Origin of the sequence: Corynebacterium sp. HMSC078A10, from assembly GCF_001811565.1 — a bacterium.
GTDB lineage: Bacteria > Actinomycetota > Actinomycetes > Mycobacteriales > Mycobacteriaceae > Corynebacterium > Corynebacterium hesseae.
On the sequence record NZ_KV805207.1, the window covers coordinates 1 to 14770 of the forward strand.

At 59.5% G+C, this 14770-nt stretch carries 14 protein-coding genes; 7 read left to right on the top strand and 7 right to left on the bottom strand.

Translation table 11 applies throughout. The features are described from left to right. Window positions 1-283 precede the first annotated feature (283 nt). From HMPREF2808_RS07075 to HMPREF2808_RS07085, 3 genes are read right to left on the bottom strand one after another with little or no spacing between them, the layout of a single operon-like run. The gene (locus HMPREF2808_RS07075) at window positions 284-1270 is read right to left on the bottom strand and encodes a hypothetical protein (RefSeq protein ID WP_070563971.1); all 987 of its coding nucleotides are present in this window, start codon (window positions 1268-1270) and stop codon (window positions 284-286) included. Then, window positions 1270-2070 (bottom strand): ATP-binding cassette domain-containing protein, encoded by an 801-nt coding sequence (locus HMPREF2808_RS07080; RefSeq protein ID WP_070533748.1) that lies wholly within the window; start codon window positions 2068-2070, stop codon window positions 1270-1272. Before HMPREF2808_RS07080 ends, HMPREF2808_RS07075 begins: the two co-directional genes overlap by 1 nt. Next, entirely contained in the window at window positions 2067-2441 is a 375-nt protein-coding gene (locus tag HMPREF2808_RS07085) for a GntR family transcriptional regulator (RefSeq protein ID WP_070533746.1), read from the bottom strand. The genes HMPREF2808_RS07080 and HMPREF2808_RS07085 overlap by 4 nt, the downstream gene beginning before the upstream one ends. Window positions 2442-2666: 225 nt before the next feature. On the opposite strand from HMPREF2808_RS07085, the gene HMPREF2808_RS07090 reads away from it, so the two are divergent. Continuing rightward, window positions 2667-3905, top strand: coding sequence for an NYN domain-containing protein (locus tag HMPREF2808_RS07090; RefSeq protein WP_070561790.1), 1239 nt, complete (start codon window positions 2667-2669; stop codon window positions 3903-3905). Between the two features lie 113 nt (window positions 3906-4018). Here the strand turns inward: HMPREF2808_RS07090 and HMPREF2808_RS07095 are convergent, their stop codons facing one another. Together HMPREF2808_RS07095 and trxA are read right to left on the bottom strand one after the other, a co-directional pair. Next, the gene (locus HMPREF2808_RS07095; protein ID WP_070624323.1) at window positions 4019-4813 is read right to left on the bottom strand and encodes a PspA/IM30 family protein; all 795 of its coding nucleotides are present in this window, start codon (window positions 4811-4813) and stop codon (window positions 4019-4021) included. A 157-nt stretch (window positions 4814-4970) separates the two neighbouring features. Next, the gene (gene trxA, locus HMPREF2808_RS07100; protein WP_070524226.1) at window positions 4971-5333 is read right to left on the bottom strand and encodes a thioredoxin; all 363 of its coding nucleotides are present in this window, start codon (window positions 5331-5333) and stop codon (window positions 4971-4973) included. 147 nt (window positions 5334-5480) lie between these two features. Here trxA and HMPREF2808_RS07105 point away from each other — a divergent pair, with 147 nt between their 5' ends. The 6 genes from HMPREF2808_RS07105 (at window position 5481) to HMPREF2808_RS07130 (ending at window position 12142) form a co-directional block, all read left to right on the top strand. Next, window positions 5481-5681 carry a heavy-metal-associated domain-containing protein gene (locus HMPREF2808_RS07105; RefSeq protein ID WP_070524224.1) on the top strand — a complete coding sequence of 67 codons (201 nt, stop codon included), beginning with the start codon at window positions 5481-5483 and terminating at the stop codon, window positions 5679-5681. Window positions 5682-5686: 5 nt separating this feature from the next. After that, window positions 5687-7864, top strand: coding sequence for a heavy metal translocating P-type ATPase (locus HMPREF2808_RS07110; RefSeq protein ID WP_070597052.1), 2178 nt, complete (start codon window positions 5687-5689; stop codon window positions 7862-7864). A 5-nt stretch (window positions 7865-7869) separates the two neighbouring features. Further along, a complete protein-coding gene (locus HMPREF2808_RS07115) occupies window positions 7870-9204 on the top strand; it encodes an MFS transporter (protein ID WP_070533736.1) in 1335 nt (444 codons plus the stop codon). Window positions 9205-9232: 28 nt separating this feature from the next. After that, window positions 9233-9697 (top strand): VanZ family protein, encoded by a 465-nt coding sequence (locus HMPREF2808_RS07120; RefSeq protein ID WP_070533734.1) that lies wholly within the window; start codon window positions 9233-9235, stop codon window positions 9695-9697. 785 nt (window positions 9698-10482) lie between these two features. Next, on the top strand, window positions 10483-11289 hold the full coding sequence (locus HMPREF2808_RS07125) for a HipA family kinase (protein WP_070533733.1): 807 nt from the start codon (window positions 10483-10485) through the stop codon (window positions 11287-11289). Window position 11290: 1 nt separating this feature from the next. Then, window positions 11291-12142, top strand: coding sequence for a DUF3037 domain-containing protein (locus HMPREF2808_RS07130; RefSeq protein ID WP_070563953.1), 852 nt, complete (start codon window positions 11291-11293; stop codon window positions 12140-12142). 95 nt (window positions 12143-12237) lie between these two features. Here the strand turns inward: HMPREF2808_RS07130 and dnaB are convergent, their stop codons facing one another. Then, entirely contained in the window at window positions 12238-13662 is a 1425-nt protein-coding gene (gene dnaB, locus HMPREF2808_RS07135) for a replicative DNA helicase (protein ID WP_010187892.1), read from the bottom strand. Window positions 13663-14302: 640 nt separating this feature from the next. Further along, a complete protein-coding gene (rplI, locus tag HMPREF2808_RS07140) occupies window positions 14303-14755 on the bottom strand; it encodes a 50S ribosomal protein L9 (RefSeq protein WP_070524218.1) in 453 nt (150 codons plus the stop codon). Window positions 14756-14770 lie beyond the last annotated feature (15 nt).

Sequence of the window (14770 nt, forward strand, 5' to 3'; positions counted from 1 at the left end):
CATTGGCACACTATTGAGTTCTCAAACATCGTCACCACACAGTCATACGGAACGCCTTTGACGGTACGCAGTACTGTGAGTAAAGAAAACATTTTTTGTCAGGGCCTGTTTTCCTACTGCCTCTCTCCAAGAACCTCAGTTCCTGTGGGGCGCTGTCGGTCGCGCTGACTCATATAAAGTTACACACGGCCTTGATAAAACACAAATATGCACTTCAATGAAGGTTTTTACCCCTTCTTGAAGTGCACAAAGACAAGCTTTTTACGCAGACATTGGCTGGCTCTCAGCGTGCCCCAAACCAGCCCATGAGCCCCGGGCTAAACACGTTGGTCCTCTTCGCCATCCGGGGATATACGGCAACCCACACGACGTAGATGATTGCCATCCCTGTGAGCGCCCACCCCATCGCAACGCTGGGATTGATAAGCCACGCTATGAACAGTGCGGCGATTACTCCCGCTAGCGCAGTGGTGTAGAGCCACGTCAGTTTGTCGGTAATGGCGAAAGTTAAAAGTAGTGACGTCGTTGCAAGACACACGATGGTGAATCCGGCTGGATTGCCGGTCCACATCATGGATACAAGATCGGCCAAGACCGATAGGACCACGGGGACTGCCGTGCACAGCAAAGTGACCTTGGCCCACACACCGCGCGGCAGTCCAAAGGCCACTGCATCTTTGAGTGAGCTGCGGATTGAATCAGCCACTAGCGGCAGGACAATCAACGTAACAATGACACCCACGATGCCCACGCCGGTATCCCACAGCTTGATCAACACGAGGTTCACCGCGATCGCGAGGGCGATGCCGATCGCCGTCCACATCCAGGCGCGCACCTGGGGGCGCACCACAATTTGCGAAACCGGGGACGCTGAGAACCAGCCCGTCGAAGAATCACCATCGCTACCTACGATGAGGGAGCTAGTGGTCAGTCGTGATGGCTCGACGCGCTTGGCCATGCAGAAAATCCACGCTGCCGTTGGCGCTATGAGAACCCACCACGGAAAGGCTAAGGGCGCGCTAACAAGAATCAACAAAAGCGTCAGGGTGGCATTGATGCGCCGGTGCCCGTTCCACATACGCGAGCTGAGGCCAAAAGTGAGATAGCGGGAGAAATCAGGCTGGGATAGATAGACCGTAAGCACCATAAAGAGTGAGTAGCCGATGGCCCACCCTCGCCCGCTGCCCATCCCGATCACCGGCAAGACGACGAACCACAGGGCAAAGAAGAGGCTATTCCAGCTCAGCGCCATATGCCTATACAGCTTCATCACGCCTCCCCCAATGCCAGAACTGCCTGTTCGAGGGATACCTCGGTGGCACGCAGCCCCATTTCCTGAGCCATGGCAAAGACGTTGGCGGTGTGGTTGGGGCGGGCGTCGACAAGCGCTCGGTCCGCCACGGCGGAGGTTTCGCGCTCGAGCACCGGGAGCTGCAAGCGCCCCAACGCGCGGTCGAGGGCTTCGGCAGAGCCGGTGAGCTGGACGACGCCCTCGATAAACTCATCGATGGGGCCGGAGAGCGGGTTCTCCCCCATCAGGGCTACGGTATCAAGCAAACCGGAAAGCTCGTTGAGGTGATGGGTGGAGACGATAATGGTGCGACCATGCTCTTCGCGCAAGACCTCATAGAATACTTCCCGCTTGGAAGCGTCGAGGCCGAGATAGGGCTCGTCGAGAAGCATGTACGGCACCCCCGAAGCCACCGCAACGATGAAGCTCGCCGCGGACTTTTGCCCGCGGGAGAGGCCCGAGTAGTTCTTCATCGGAAGCTCGAAGCGCTCGACCAGTTCCGCGGCGCGCGTCTTGTTCCAGGTGGGCCAGCGCAGGCTGCATACCGTGAAGACCTTCTTCATATTCCAGCCTTCAGGCAGGGGGTTATCAATGCCCATGAGGACGATCTTGTTGAGGACTTTTTCATTGTCGTAAGGCTTGTCACCATCGACGGTGATGCCGGAAGCATTCAGCTGACCGGCGATTTTACGCATCAAGGTGGTTTTGCCAATGCCATTGGGGCCGACGAGGCCGTGCGTAAGGCCGTCGCTGAAGGTGAAGTGCGGAGTGGAAATCATGAGTAGAGTCCTCGGCTTTCTGCGACAAGGTCGATGAGGTCGTGGAGTTGCTGGCGGGTATAGCCCAGGTGCACGGCTTCGTCGATAAGCGGCGCGGCGTACTCGGCCGCGAATTCTTGGCGACGCCGCGCGCGGATCTTCTCGGCTGCACCTGAGGTGACAAACATTCCTATCCCCCTGCGCTTTTCCAGGATTCCTAGATCTACGAGGAGGGTCAGCCCCTTGCGGGCAGTGGCGGGGTTGATGCTATGAAAGGCGGCAAGTTCATTAGTGGATGGCGCCTGCGCACCCTCGGCGAGAGTGCCCTCAATAATGGCGTCCTCGATGAGCACCGCTATCTGCCGGAAGAGCGGCTGGGCAGAGTTGTCCATGCCGGCCTCCTCGTTGGTTGGTTACTCATGTAACTAACCATATAACCACACCGAAACCCTCGCAAGCCCCCCTTGGGCAACGCCATTGACCTGGGAATTTCCTCGGGGTTATCGACGTTTTGTGACTAATGGGGCACACTGGACTACACCGGCCCTAGGCTGGAAGATCTCACAGAAGTGACCCTAGAAAATTAGTTAGAAGAAATAGAACGGAATTTAGGAGCCATGCTTGAACGAACACTTGTCTTCGTTGACACGTCATACCTACTGGCCAGCTTTTATAACTCTTGGGAGACGGGGGCCCGCGCCCAGCTAGAGATTGATTTACCCGAAGTAGTCAGCTCCCTTGGTTCCATGATTGAGAACCAAGTAGGCAACCCCATCCACCGCCAATACTGGTACGACGGAATCCCCGATACCGGCCCCCACCGTTACCAGCGAGCGCTGCGGGTCTGCGATGGCGTCCAATTGCGCACCGGTCAACTCATCGAATGGGGCGAACGGCGAACCCAGAAAGCCGTGGACACCCGCCTCGTCGCCGATATGATCGTTTCCGCCATGAAGGGCCAAGTCACGGATTTCGTCTTGGTCTCCGGCGACGCAGACATGATTCCCGGGGTCCAGGAAGCCGTGAACAACGGTGTGCGCGTGCACCTTTATGGCTTCGGTTGGGACTCCATGTCTTCAGCTCTGCGCCATGCCTGCGACTCCACCACGATCCTCGATCCGCGGGAGGACTTCGCCGACGCGATGGAGCTCGAGGTCCTTGAAGGCCCGCTGCCGCCGACCATCCGCGAGCCCCAGAGCACCGGAGAAGGAAGCGAAGACGCTAGCGATTCCGCCACCGAGGACGCCCCAGAGTGCGACGAACCTACCGAAGCACAAGCTGCCTTCCCCTCTGCGCCAAAGCCTGGGCCGGCAACACCTTCCGCCGCGGCGCAAGACGTGGCTGCCACCGCCTCGCACCCAGAGTCGGCAGCACCGAGCGCCCCCGCCGACGAAGAGGAGCCCGCCCCCTGCGGCGAACAAGCCACAAAGCCCAGCGCCGCGGATCAGAAGCCCGCGGACGCAGAAGAGGAAACGGGCTCCGAAGCCCCGAAGCCTGCCCCCAAACCGGCCGCGCCCAAGCCGTCGATGATGGCGCCGCGCCGCAAGCTGCGCTCGAAGTATGTTCCCCTCCCCGAGGAAGTGTGGAGCTCCGCCGGCTTCCAGTCCCCCTTTGACGTGGGGCAGCAATATGCCTCGTGGTGGTTCGACAACGCCGCGAGCGCCGATCAGCGCGACCAAGCCCATCTCCTTTCCGGCGGCGGTCTGCCGCCGGAGATCGACCGTCCGCTGCTACAGTTCGCCTGCGAGACTCTGCACGAGTACACGCTCACCGAAACCCAGCGCGTGAACCTCCGCGATGGCTTCCACTCCGGCATCCGCGGCGTGCTTATCAATATCCGCCGCCAGGGCAGCTAGACCGTCGAGGCGCACAGGGACCTTAATAAAGGGACCTTCTGGAGCGCGGGGTGGTGAAATCCCCTGGCCGCAGAATGCGGCCTGCTCCAGAAGGCCCCTTTTCGCGCTGGCTACTACTTATCCTCAGCGTCCTTGGCTTCGGCGCCGGCCTCGAGCTCCTCTATGGTCTTGGAGGATGAGCCTTCCAGCTCCTTGTTCTTGGCCATCTCGGCGCGGATCTCATCCAAGCGGGACATAGCGGCCATATCGTGGCCCGCCGCCGAAATCTCCTGAATCCGGCTACCACCAGCTGCCTGGTGCAGCTCCTGGGCACCGAGCGCATCAGCGTAGCGCTTCTCAATCTTGGCGCGTACCGAATCCAACGTAGGCGTCGAGTCATCCGGCTTGAGCTCATTCATGGAGTCCAGAGCCTCAGCGTTCTTCTCCTGCATCGCCGCCTGATCGGCTTGGGACAGCAACTGGTCCACCTGCGCGAGCTGCTCCTTCAGTCGGGCCTCCGACTGCTGTTGCTGGGCCTTTGCCTGCTCCGCCGCTTGCGCGGCAGCCTCGTGCTGGGACTTCAGATTCGCCAGCTCATTTTCTACGGCGACCAGCTGGCTCGCCACAACCTCCGCTGCCTGGTTGTACTCGGCGGCCTTCTGCGGATCCTCGGAAGCGTCCGCCAACTCCAAGGCCCGGCGCGTCTGATCCTGGTAGTCCTTCTGAGTTTTCACTAGGCGGTTGAGCTGCATTTCCAGCTGGGTTTTGCGGCCGATAATCTCCGCTGCGTGCTCGGAAATCTGGCGGTGCTGTTCCTTTGCACCTTCCACGGCCTGCTGGATTTGAACCTTGGGATCAGCGTTCTCATCGATCTTCTGATCGAAAGAAGCCATCACATACTTCCAACCTTTGCTGAATGGGTTTGCCATTGCGCTCACTCCTTAGTGGTTCCTGCAGCAGTAATCAATGCAGCGCTCGTTAGTGCTTTATATGTAAAGACGCTTTCCTGCGAGTGTAGCGATACTCACAGGAAAGCGCGCACAGCGGTCTATCTCGACCGCCTTATAGACGAACTATCCGGAATTATTAGGCCTGCTGGCTCTCCACCTGGGCGCGGACCTCATCCATATCGAGAGCCTTGACCTGGCTAATGAGATCTTCCAGGGCTGCCGGCGGCAATGCACCCGACTCGCGGAAAACCAAGATGCCGTCACGGAAAACCATCAACGTCGGGATGGAGTTAATTTGCAGCTTCGCAGCCAGCTCCTCGTTTGCCTCGGTATCCAACTTGGCAAAGGTGGCATCAGGGTGCTCCTCGGATGCCTTCTCAAAGACCGGGCCGAAGCGCTTGCACGGACCGCACCATTCCGCCCAGGCATCCACGAGGGTGATGCCATCGCCGGAGATGGTCTCCTGGAACGTCTCTTCAGTGATGTCAATCGTTGCCATGTCTCTTCCTATCTGTTTCGGGGAACTTTGTAGGTTCTTTCAACTCTCAACGGTACACAAGGCTCAATTATTCCTTGCACCTATACCCCTAGGGGGTATACGCTCAACGGTGTATCTACCCACTACTTAAGGAGTCTGATCACGACCATGAGCACCACCACCTACACCGTTAACGGCATGACCTGCGGCCACTGCGAACTCTCCGTGAAGGAAGAGATCTCGGAGATCAAGGGCGTCACCGACGTCACCGCTGACCACACCACCGGCGCCGTCACCGTGACTGGTGAGGGCTTTAGCGATGACCAGGTCGCCGCCGCCATCACCGAAGCCGGCTACGAGTTGGCCTAAGCATCATGACCACCAGCCTCACTCTCGGTATCACCGGGATGACCTGCACCTCCTGCTCATCCCGGGTGGAACGCAAGCTCAACAAGCTCGACAACGTCGAAGCCACGGTCAACTTCGCCACGGAATCTGCCTCCGTAAGCTATGACCCAGCGACGACGACCCCCGCCGATCTCATCGACGTCGTCGAAGGCGCGGGCTACGGGGCTTTTGCGGTGGACGATGAGGGGGAGGCGTCGGCAAGCACGGCGGACACCGCCCGCGAGGGTGAGGCTTCCGACATCCTGCAGCGCACGCTCGTCTCTGCGACGCTCTCGCTGCCCGTGATGCTCCTCTCCATGGTCCCGGCCCTCCAATTCCAGAACTGGCAATGGGCCTGCCTGGTACTCACAACGCTCGTCTACGTCATCGGAGGCGCGCCCTTCCACCGCGCCACGTGGGCCAACCTGAAGCACGGCGCCGCCACGATGGACACGCTCATCACGCTGGGCACCACCGCCGCCTTTGGCTGGTCGCTCTACGCGCTCTTCTTCGGCAACGCCGGCATGCCCGGCATGACCATGCATATGACGCTGCGTTCCAATGACGCGCAGATGGACCACATTTACCTCGAATCAGTGGGGATGGTCATTACGTTCCTGCTGCTTGGGCGCTGGTTTGAGCTCAAGGCTAAAGGGCGCTCTTCCGAGGCGCTCACCACGCTGCTGACTATGGGGGCTAAAGAAGCCACCGTGCTTCGCGACGGCACCGAAACCCGTATTCCTGCCAGTGATCTCCATGTAGACGATGTTTTTGTGGTTCGCCCCGGTGAGAAGATCGCCACCGATGGCGTGGTCTTCACCGGCCATTCAGCCGTGGACGAATCCCTGCTCACCGGCGAATCGTTACCGGTTGAGGTTTCACCCGGCAGCACGGTGACGGGCGCAACCATCAACACCTCCGGGCGGCTTGAGGTGCGCGCCACCCGCGTCGGCTCCGACACCGTCCTTGCCCAGATGGGCGCGCTCGTCACCGCAGCCCAGACCTCGAAGGCCCCGGTGCAGCGCCTCGCCGACCGAATCGCCGCTGTCTTCGTTCCCATCGTCATCGGCATCGCTATCCTCGCGCTCGTGGCTCACCTGTGGGTCGGCGGAGTTGCCCCGGCCTTCGTGGCCGCCGTCTCCGTCCTCATCATTGCGTGCCCTTGCGCCATGGGCTTGGCGACGCCCACCGCAATCCTCGTGGGCACCGGGCGCGGCGCCGAACTGGGAATCCTCATCAAGGGCCCGGAGATTTTGGAATCGACCCGCCAGATCGACACCATCGTTCTAGATAAGACGGGCACCATCACCGAAGGCCAGATGTCAGTAGCGGCGGTTCAGGCCACTGCGGGGCACTCAGAGCAGAAGGTTCTCCGTCTTGCTGCCGCCGCGGAGCAGGGCTCCGAGCACCCCATCGCGCGGGCCATCCGCGCGGCTTACGACGGCGACATCCCTGCAGCCGAGGACTACCGCGAGCTGCCAGGCCAAGGGATCGAAGCGACCGTCGACGGCGCGCGCGTGCGGGTGGGACGCCCACCCGCGGGCTACGACGGCACTGGGACGCAGGTCGGCGTCTACGTGGCGGATGACGTGGTGGGAACCATCGAGCTACAGGACCGCGTTAAGGAGTCCGCAGCCGCCGCCATCTCCGCCCTCCAGGATCTCGGCCTCACACCCCATCTGCTCACGGGCGACAACGCAGGTGCAGCACACGCAGTGGCGCGAGCCGTTGGCATTGATGAAGCCAACGTGACAGCAGAGGTGATGCCCTCTGACAAGGTGGACGCTGTAGCCCAGCTTCAGCAGCAAGGAAAGACCGTGGCCATGGTGGGCGATGGCGTGAACGACGCCGCGGCACTCGCACAGGCGGACCTCGGCATCGCGATGGGTGCTGGGGCCGATGTCGCCATCGAGGCCTCCGATATCACGGTAATGAATAACGACCTACGTTCCGTCGCCGATGCCGTACGCCTGGCGCGGGCCACCCTGCGCATCATCAAGGGCAACCTATTTTGGGCCTTCGCCTATAATATTATTCTTCTACCTGTTGCCGCTTTTGGCCTGCTCAACCCCCTTTTCGCGGGTATAGCCATGGCGTTGAGTTCGGTTTTTGTAGTCAGTAATTCTTTGCGCCTGAAAAGCTTTCACTCCGCAGAGTATGCTTAGCCTGCATGAATCGTCTTGATCATCGCTCTATCTCTCGCACGGAGAGGCTCGACCGCCTTCCCGTCACTGGAAAACACAAACGTCTCCTCTTCGGTTCCGGCATTGGCTGGGCTCTCGACGCCATGGACGTGGGCCTCATCTCCTTCATCATGGCCGCTTTGGCCGTGCACTGGGGAATCACGCCGACCCAATCCTCATGGCTGGCGTCCGTGGGCTTCATCGGCATGGCCTTAGGTGCTACCTTTGGTGGCCTTTTGGCCGATAAGTTCGGCCGCCGCCACGTCTTTGCCTTGACCCTGCTGGTCTATGGCCTCGCCACGGGTGCTTCCGCCCTGGCGACGGGCCTCACGCTTCTCATCGTCCTGCGCTTCTTCATCGGACTCGGCCTGGGCGCCGAGCTGCCGGTAGCCTCCACGCTGATCTCCGAGTTCGCCCCGCTCAAGGTCCGCGGGCGCATGGTGGTCTTGCTGGAGGCCTTCTGGGCGGTGGGCTGGATCCTGGCCGCGGTAGTTGGAACGTTTGTTGTGGGGGCGTCGGAAAGCGGCTGGCGCTGGGCGCTCGCGCTCGGCATGGTCCCCGCCCTTTATGCACTTTTCGTACGCCTCCACCTGCCGGAATCGGTGCGCTTCCTAGAGTCGAAAGGCCGCCACGAGGAGGCAGAGGAGATCGTCGCCTCCTTTGAGGCCGAGGTGGACTCGACGGACATCGACCGCACGCCCCCGGCACCGACCTACTCCGAGGAAGACGTCACCGCCGCCAGTATCTGGTCGCCGTCCCTGCGCGGGCGCACGCTGGCACTATGGACCATCTGGTTCTGCGTCAACCTGTCCTACTACGGCGCCTTCATCTGGATTCCCTCGCTGCTGGTCGCCGACGGATTCTCCCTGGTGAAGTCCTTCAGCTTCACGCTGATTATCACCCTGGCCCAGCTGCCCGGCTACGCCGCCGCGGCCTGGCTCATCGAAGTATGGGGGCGCCGCACCACGCTGGCTACCTTCCTCGTGGGCTCCGCGCTTTCCGCAGGTCTCTATGGTTTTGCCAGCACCGAGGCCACGATCATCCTGGCCGGTTGCCTGCTGTCCTTCTTCAACCTGGGCGCGTGGGGTGCTTTGTACGCCATCGGCCCCGAGCTCTATCCCACCGCGCTGCGCGGGCGCGGTACGGGTGCTGCCGCCGGCTTCGGCAGGCTCGCATCCATCTTGGCGCCGCTCATCGTTCCGCCGCTCATCGCGGTGGCGGGCACGGGCTGGCTCTTCGTACTCTTTGCGGCAGCCTTTGGCACCGCCGCTGTCGCGGCGCTGACCCTGCCAGAATTCAAGGGTAGGACCCTTGCTCAATAGGGTCGCCCTTGGCGCGTGGGTCGCGGTCATGGTTGCGCTGACTACGCTGAAGTCCTTCTTTCAGATTGGTTACCTCTGGAAGCCAGAGAACCAGCGTGTCCGCGATCTGCGCTTGGTTCCGCTCGATGAGTTTTCCGGCGGCACCTGGTTTGGCCCGCTCTTTGAGTACGCGGGCAATACCGCTTTCTTCATTCCCTTCGGAATGCTCGTCTTCAGCATGTGCCGTTCACTCAAGGCCACGGCCGCGTGGGGCTTCGCGCTGAGCCTGGCGCTGGAGACAGCACAGTACGCCTTCGCCCTGGGGCGCACCGATATCGATGACCTCATCTTCAATACCCTCGGCGCGCTGATCGGAGCAGGGTTTGCCCGGCTGTGTGGCGAGCGCTTCTTCCCCGTGTGGCGGTGGCTCGCACTCGCCGCAGCAGCCGTCTTCCTAGTCTTAGTCATTCTCGGCCCACGGTTGGGTGACCCCAACGCCGTGGTGGACCTGTAATTTAACCGTGCGCCATGTTGACGAACCCGACTTAGACCAACTTAGTGCGAGAGTTCTTGGCCGGTGATTGCTTGGATGGTGACGGTGAGGCCGAGTGGAGGTGGTACGGCGGCGTGGACGGTTTCGCCGCCAACAACGAATCAAAAGTTGCGGTATTTCTTGAGTGTTCTCACGAGGCGTTTGTTGGAGTAACCACTGCGGGTTTCCATCAGGTGTGCCCTGGCTAATGCTGCGATGACGATATTGAGGTGTTAAGAGTGACATTTCTCATCCACCCATGATCTAAGTTTGGTTTGACGTCAACTAGCGCGCTTCGACTTGTTTCGATGGTGGAAGGTCTCAACCTCAATGGAACTGATTCATACAACCTCAAAATCCGTGAGGACAAAGTCACAAAGAATGGTCGCACCAACAAAAAGTGGACTATTCTGAAAATCCAAAAGGAGGAAAAGACCCGTGACGCTCAAGAACCGGACTCAGGCTAATAGGTCCAAACCCGATTCATCACGCTCAAAAAGGTCATCGATATCTACAGTGTTATCCTCCTAGCCCTCGGCATCGTCTCTGGAATCGTCGCGTTCAGGCTAACACTCACTACGGAACTGAGCACCCTAATCCTCATCCCATCGGTCGTAGCCGCCACTACTGGCGCTCTAAACCTCACGACCACAAAACGGCCGCGGTAGACACAGATAATCCCCGAATAGGCAACTACGCCCAAATTTCCTGTTCCCATTAGACCCGCAGGCTTGTACTCCGCTCACCCCTCTCGCAAAGGCTTTGCAATGAACACCAACAACGTCATCTCTATCGATGCCCGACGCAGCCGTGAAGAAAAGACCTACCTACAAATCCCCGGAAGAGTCGCCTTCCACACTGGCACCCGGCCGTTCCTCGGCAAGGCCGACGACGGCAACGAATACTGGTGCAAACGCATAGAAAGTGACCATGGGCGCGAAGCCGTAGTCAACGAAGTTGCTGCAAGCATCGTCGGTCTGCGCCTGGGCGCCCACATCCGCCCATGGAAAATTATCTACGTCCCCGAGTCACTACACGGACACATGATTGGAGAATCAATATGGAGATACAGGCTCACCGGGACTCCACTCTTCGGCTCGCTCAATCTCCACACTGCTACACTGCACCAAGGGTTCGGAGTCATCCCCTACGTTAACGACGACGCCAACTACAACCACATCCCGAAGCTGATAGCACTGTGGTTGTTGTGCAATGTTCAGGAAGACCTCCAAATCCTCACGGACAACGATGACGATAACTCCATCTGGTCCATCGACCACGGGCTCTGGTTCGACTCGGAGCCCTACCCTTGGCAACTAACCCCGCCAGAACGCGCAGGCGGCACCGCACGCATTCCTCTACTGCGCACCGAAATTCCCAACAGCTCGTGGGACAAAGCCATCAACGCACTCGACAACCTCGACACCACCCTACGAGAAGAATTGCAAGAAGCACTACCAATAGAATGGGCAATACCTGCGCATGAGACTGACAAACTCATGAACTACGTCCTCTCTCGCAAGGACTACGCTCGGGAGCTCCTACGCTCGTACAAACACCGCAAAGGACAATGACATGAGATTCGACTACTGGACCGTAAGCGTGGTTCCCCGCCCCATGGGCATCACCACGATCGGCGTCGGTGTCATCGTCATCGATGCCGCAACAGGCGAAACAAAGAATCATTTCCGCTCCGACCGCGGTATCCACCACGATTCCGACTTTCCCGAGGCCATCCGGCGAGCCCTGCAACATTTCAAAGCCGACCTCAAGAAGCTGACAACGACAACCGAGCCGCTCAACCTTGACGGGCAACACACGCTGTCGAGCTATCTCGAATTCATTAGCGGACACTGGAACAACCTCATCAAGGTTCACCCCATGCAAAGCATGGACGCTGCAAACCTCAATGAGGCCACCGACCTACTGTTTTCGACCCTCATTGGCGAAGCCCCCACCGGCAAGCATCAACAAGACGTCAGACAGGTACGACGCTTTATCCGCAAACAATACGAGCAACTCCCAAGCCTGGAAAAAGCAACCATCTTTGACGCCGACGTCCAAGTTGCCCGGCGCGAGCTGGATCTAACTTTGGCGGTTGTCGATGATGAGGAAGTTATCGAGCTTAATCAGGCATTTAACTTCCGGTCTTCTGATGCGAATATCACGCGCGCGGCCATTGATTCTTGGACGCTCAAGGTGGACAAGTTGCAGCAGGCGGGCGGTGAGCTTACTGCTGGTGAGACTTTAATCTCTGTTCCTCGCGAATTGGATATCGTCGCTGTCACCACATTGCCGAACTCGTCAGCGCAGAAGAAGAACTACCAGCAGTTCCGTGAATTTTGTGGCGATCTCGATATCTCGATGCTGACGATGGAAGAAATTCCGCAGCATGCAGCCTCACTCAATAGGCGCTTAGCCTCTTAAAAAGCACGCTCCCCCGTACCTGGAAAGTCAGGTCCTAGTCTTAGTCATTCTCAGCCCACGGTTGGGTGACCCCAACGCCGTGGTGGACCTGTGATTTAACCATGCGCCATGTTGACGAACTTGGAGTAGTGCAGCTGGTGCGCCACCTTCACTGTGTCGATCGGTCCGCCACGGTGCTTTGCCAAGATGATGTCCGCCTCACCGGCGCGGGGATCATCGCGGTCCTGTGAGTCCGGGCGATACAGGAGCATAACCATGTCGGCGTCCTGCTCGAGCGAGCCGGATTCACGCAGATCCGCCAGCTGTGGCTTCTTATCGGTACGGGACTCTGGGCCACGGTTTAGCTGGGAAATCGCGATGAGCGGGACCTCGAGCTCCTTGGCCAGCAGCTTGAGCTGGCGGGAGAACTCCGAAACCTCTTGCTGGCGGGACTCCACCTTCTTGCCCGAGGACATCAGCTGCATATAGTCCAGCACAATGAGGTCGAGCCCGTGCTGCTGCTTGAGGCGGCGGGCTTTCGAGCGAATCTCCATCATGGTGAGGTTCGGGGAATCATCGATGAACAGGGGCGCATCCTGGATGCGGTTGAGGGTGTCATCGATCTTTGCCCAGTCCTCAGTCGATACGCGTCCACCGCGCATATCCGACAGCTTCACTTCCGCCTCCGCCGACAGCAAGCGCATGACGATTTCCGAGGCGGACATCTCCAAGGAAAACACCACGGAGGTCTTGTTGTGCTGCAGAGATGCCGAGCGCATGAAGTCCATGGCGAGCGTTGACTTGCCCACGCCGGGGCGGGCGGCGACGATGATCATCTGGCCGGCGCGCAAGCCATTGGTCAGGTTATCCAAGTCGATGAACCCGGTGGGCACGCCCGATTCCACACCGTTTTGCTGCAGGGCGGCGAGTTCGTCGATAGTGGGATCGATAAGATCGCTCAGTGCCCGGTAGTCCTCGGTGGTCTTCTTCTGTGCCACCGCGAAGACTTCCTGCTGGGCGCGGTCCAGAACCGATTCGATCTCCATGTCCTCGGAACCTTGGAAGCCGAGCTGGACAACTCTGGTTCCGGCGTCGACCAGCTTGCGCAGCACCGCCTTTTCCGCCACGATCTCCGCGTAGTAGCGAGCGTTGGCGGCAGTCGGCACCGTGGCCAGCAGGGTGTGCAGATAGGGCGCGCCGCCGACCCGCTCGAGGTTGTTGTAGCGATCGAGCCGAGCTGCCACGATCACCGCATCAATATCGGTGCCCGCGGCATAGAGGTCAATCATGGCCTGATAGATGAGCGTGTGCGCGGGGTAGTAAAAATCCTCCGGCTCTAGCTCTTCAATGACCTCCATCACCGTGTTCGGGCTCAAGAGCATAGCGCCAAGAACGCCCTGCTCCGCTTCCCGGTCCGCGGGTGGCTGGCGGAATTCGCCGTAACGCTTCGGCTCCTCCTGACGGTAGGAGCGGCGGGGTTCCTCCTCTACCGGTTCAGGCGGCGGTGGAACCTGATCGTCATCAAAACTGGCATTAGTCATTGTCCATCAATCCCACCGTTCATCGATCCCACCCTGACCGCCCCTGAAAATCTCAGCTTCTATCCGCGCCGGACGGCCAGGCTTTAAGGCAGTGCCAAGCGGCAACCGCGCGTAGTACACAACAGTGTAGCCGAGGCAATGGACACTGCCCCTTGGGCATAACTCCCACAGTTATCCACAGATCCCTGTGGAATTACCAGCTCAGCGGACGAAAACTCCGCAAAGCACGAGGTCAGTCCTGTGGATAACTCTGCAAGCTTGTGACCAGCACAGATAATTACCGCAGGTCAGAGCCTGTTTTTCGAGGTGTGAATATACGCACAAAACCCGTGAAAAAGTAGGGTCTTCAACCCGAAATAGGCGCTACCTGCGGGTTAACAAAAGGCGGCGTGAGTAAACTCACTGTAAACTGCACGCAGGTTTATCCACAGGTTCCGCGAGTTATCCACATGCCGTGCTTGGCGACGATTCCCCACCCCGCATGCCTAAAACGGCTAAAGGCCGTACACCTTCCACCACCTCACATAGTGGGAGGAGCACGGCCTTAAACCTTGCTGTTGTCTGAGGGTCACTTACTGGCGTACCATCGCCGCGCCTCACACGCGGCTGGACGGAGGGTGACCGTCGTGCGCCTTAGTTCTTAGGCAGCGACGACCGAGAAGTTCACCTTGCCGATAACGTCAGCGTGCAGCTTCAGCTCGACTTGGTAGTTGCCGGTCTTCTTGACCAGGCCCTTGGGAAGCACAACGATGCGCTTGTCCAGCTTCGGGCCGCCAGCGGCGGCAACGGCCTTCACGATGTCCTCTGCGGACACGGAGCCGAAGAGCTTGCCGGACTCGGAGGTCTTCACGGGGACGTTGACGTCCTTGAGCTCCTCCAGCTGGGTACGGATCTCGCGTGCATGGTCCAGGTCGCGGATTGCGCGAGCTTCCTGGGCACGCTTGATGCCCTCGATCTGCTTCTCAGCACCGCGGGTGGCAACGATTGCCAGGCCGCGCGGAAGCAGGTAGTTACGTCCGTAGCCGTCCTTAACCTCTACAATTTCGCCGGGGGCGCCGAGGTTCTCAACGGCAGCGGTGAGGATCAGCTTCATGATCCCTGCCTTTCA

Bases quoted from the DNA above. Each gene is read 5' to 3' on its own strand.
- HMPREF2808_RS07075 (WP_070563971.1), bottom strand. From the start codon at position 1,270: ATGAAGCTGTATAGGCATATGGCGCTGAGCTGGAATAGCCTCTTCTTT.
- HMPREF2808_RS07080 (WP_070533748.1), bottom strand. From the start codon at position 2,070: ATGATTTCCACTCCGCACTTCACCTTCAGCGACGGCCTTACGCACGGC.
- HMPREF2808_RS07085 (WP_070533746.1), bottom strand. From the start codon at position 2,441: ATGGACAACTCTGCCCAGCCGCTCTTCCGGCAGATAGCGGTGCTCATC.
- HMPREF2808_RS07090 (WP_070561790.1), top strand. From the start codon at position 2,667: ATGCTTGAACGAACACTTGTCTTCGTTGACACGTCATACCTACTGGCC.
- HMPREF2808_RS07095 (WP_070624323.1), bottom strand. From the start codon at position 4,813: ATGGCAAACCCATTCAGCAAAGGTTGGAAGTATGTGATGGCTTCTTTC.
- trxA (WP_070524226.1), bottom strand. From the start codon at position 5,333: ATGGCAACGATTGACATCACTGAAGAGACGTTCCAGGAGACCATCTCC.
- HMPREF2808_RS07105 (WP_070524224.1), top strand. From the start codon at position 5,481: ATGAGCACCACCACCTACACCGTTAACGGCATGACCTGCGGCCACTGC.
- HMPREF2808_RS07110 (WP_070597052.1), top strand. From the start codon at position 5,687: ATGACCACCAGCCTCACTCTCGGTATCACCGGGATGACCTGCACCTCC.
- HMPREF2808_RS07115 (WP_070533736.1), top strand. From the start codon at position 7,870: ATGAATCGTCTTGATCATCGCTCTATCTCTCGCACGGAGAGGCTCGAC.
- HMPREF2808_RS07120 (WP_070533734.1), top strand. From the start codon at position 9,233: ATGGTTGCGCTGACTACGCTGAAGTCCTTCTTTCAGATTGGTTACCTC.
- HMPREF2808_RS07125 (WP_070533733.1), top strand. From the start codon at position 10,483: ATGAACACCAACAACGTCATCTCTATCGATGCCCGACGCAGCCGTGAA.
- HMPREF2808_RS07130 (WP_070563953.1), top strand. From the start codon at position 11,291: ATGAGATTCGACTACTGGACCGTAAGCGTGGTTCCCCGCCCCATGGGC.
- dnaB (WP_010187892.1), bottom strand. From the start codon at position 13,662: ATGACTAATGCCAGTTTTGATGACGATCAGGTTCCACCGCCGCCTGAA.
- rplI (WP_070524218.1), bottom strand. From the start codon at position 14,755: ATGAAGCTGATCCTCACCGCTGCCGTTGAGAACCTCGGCGCCCCCGGC.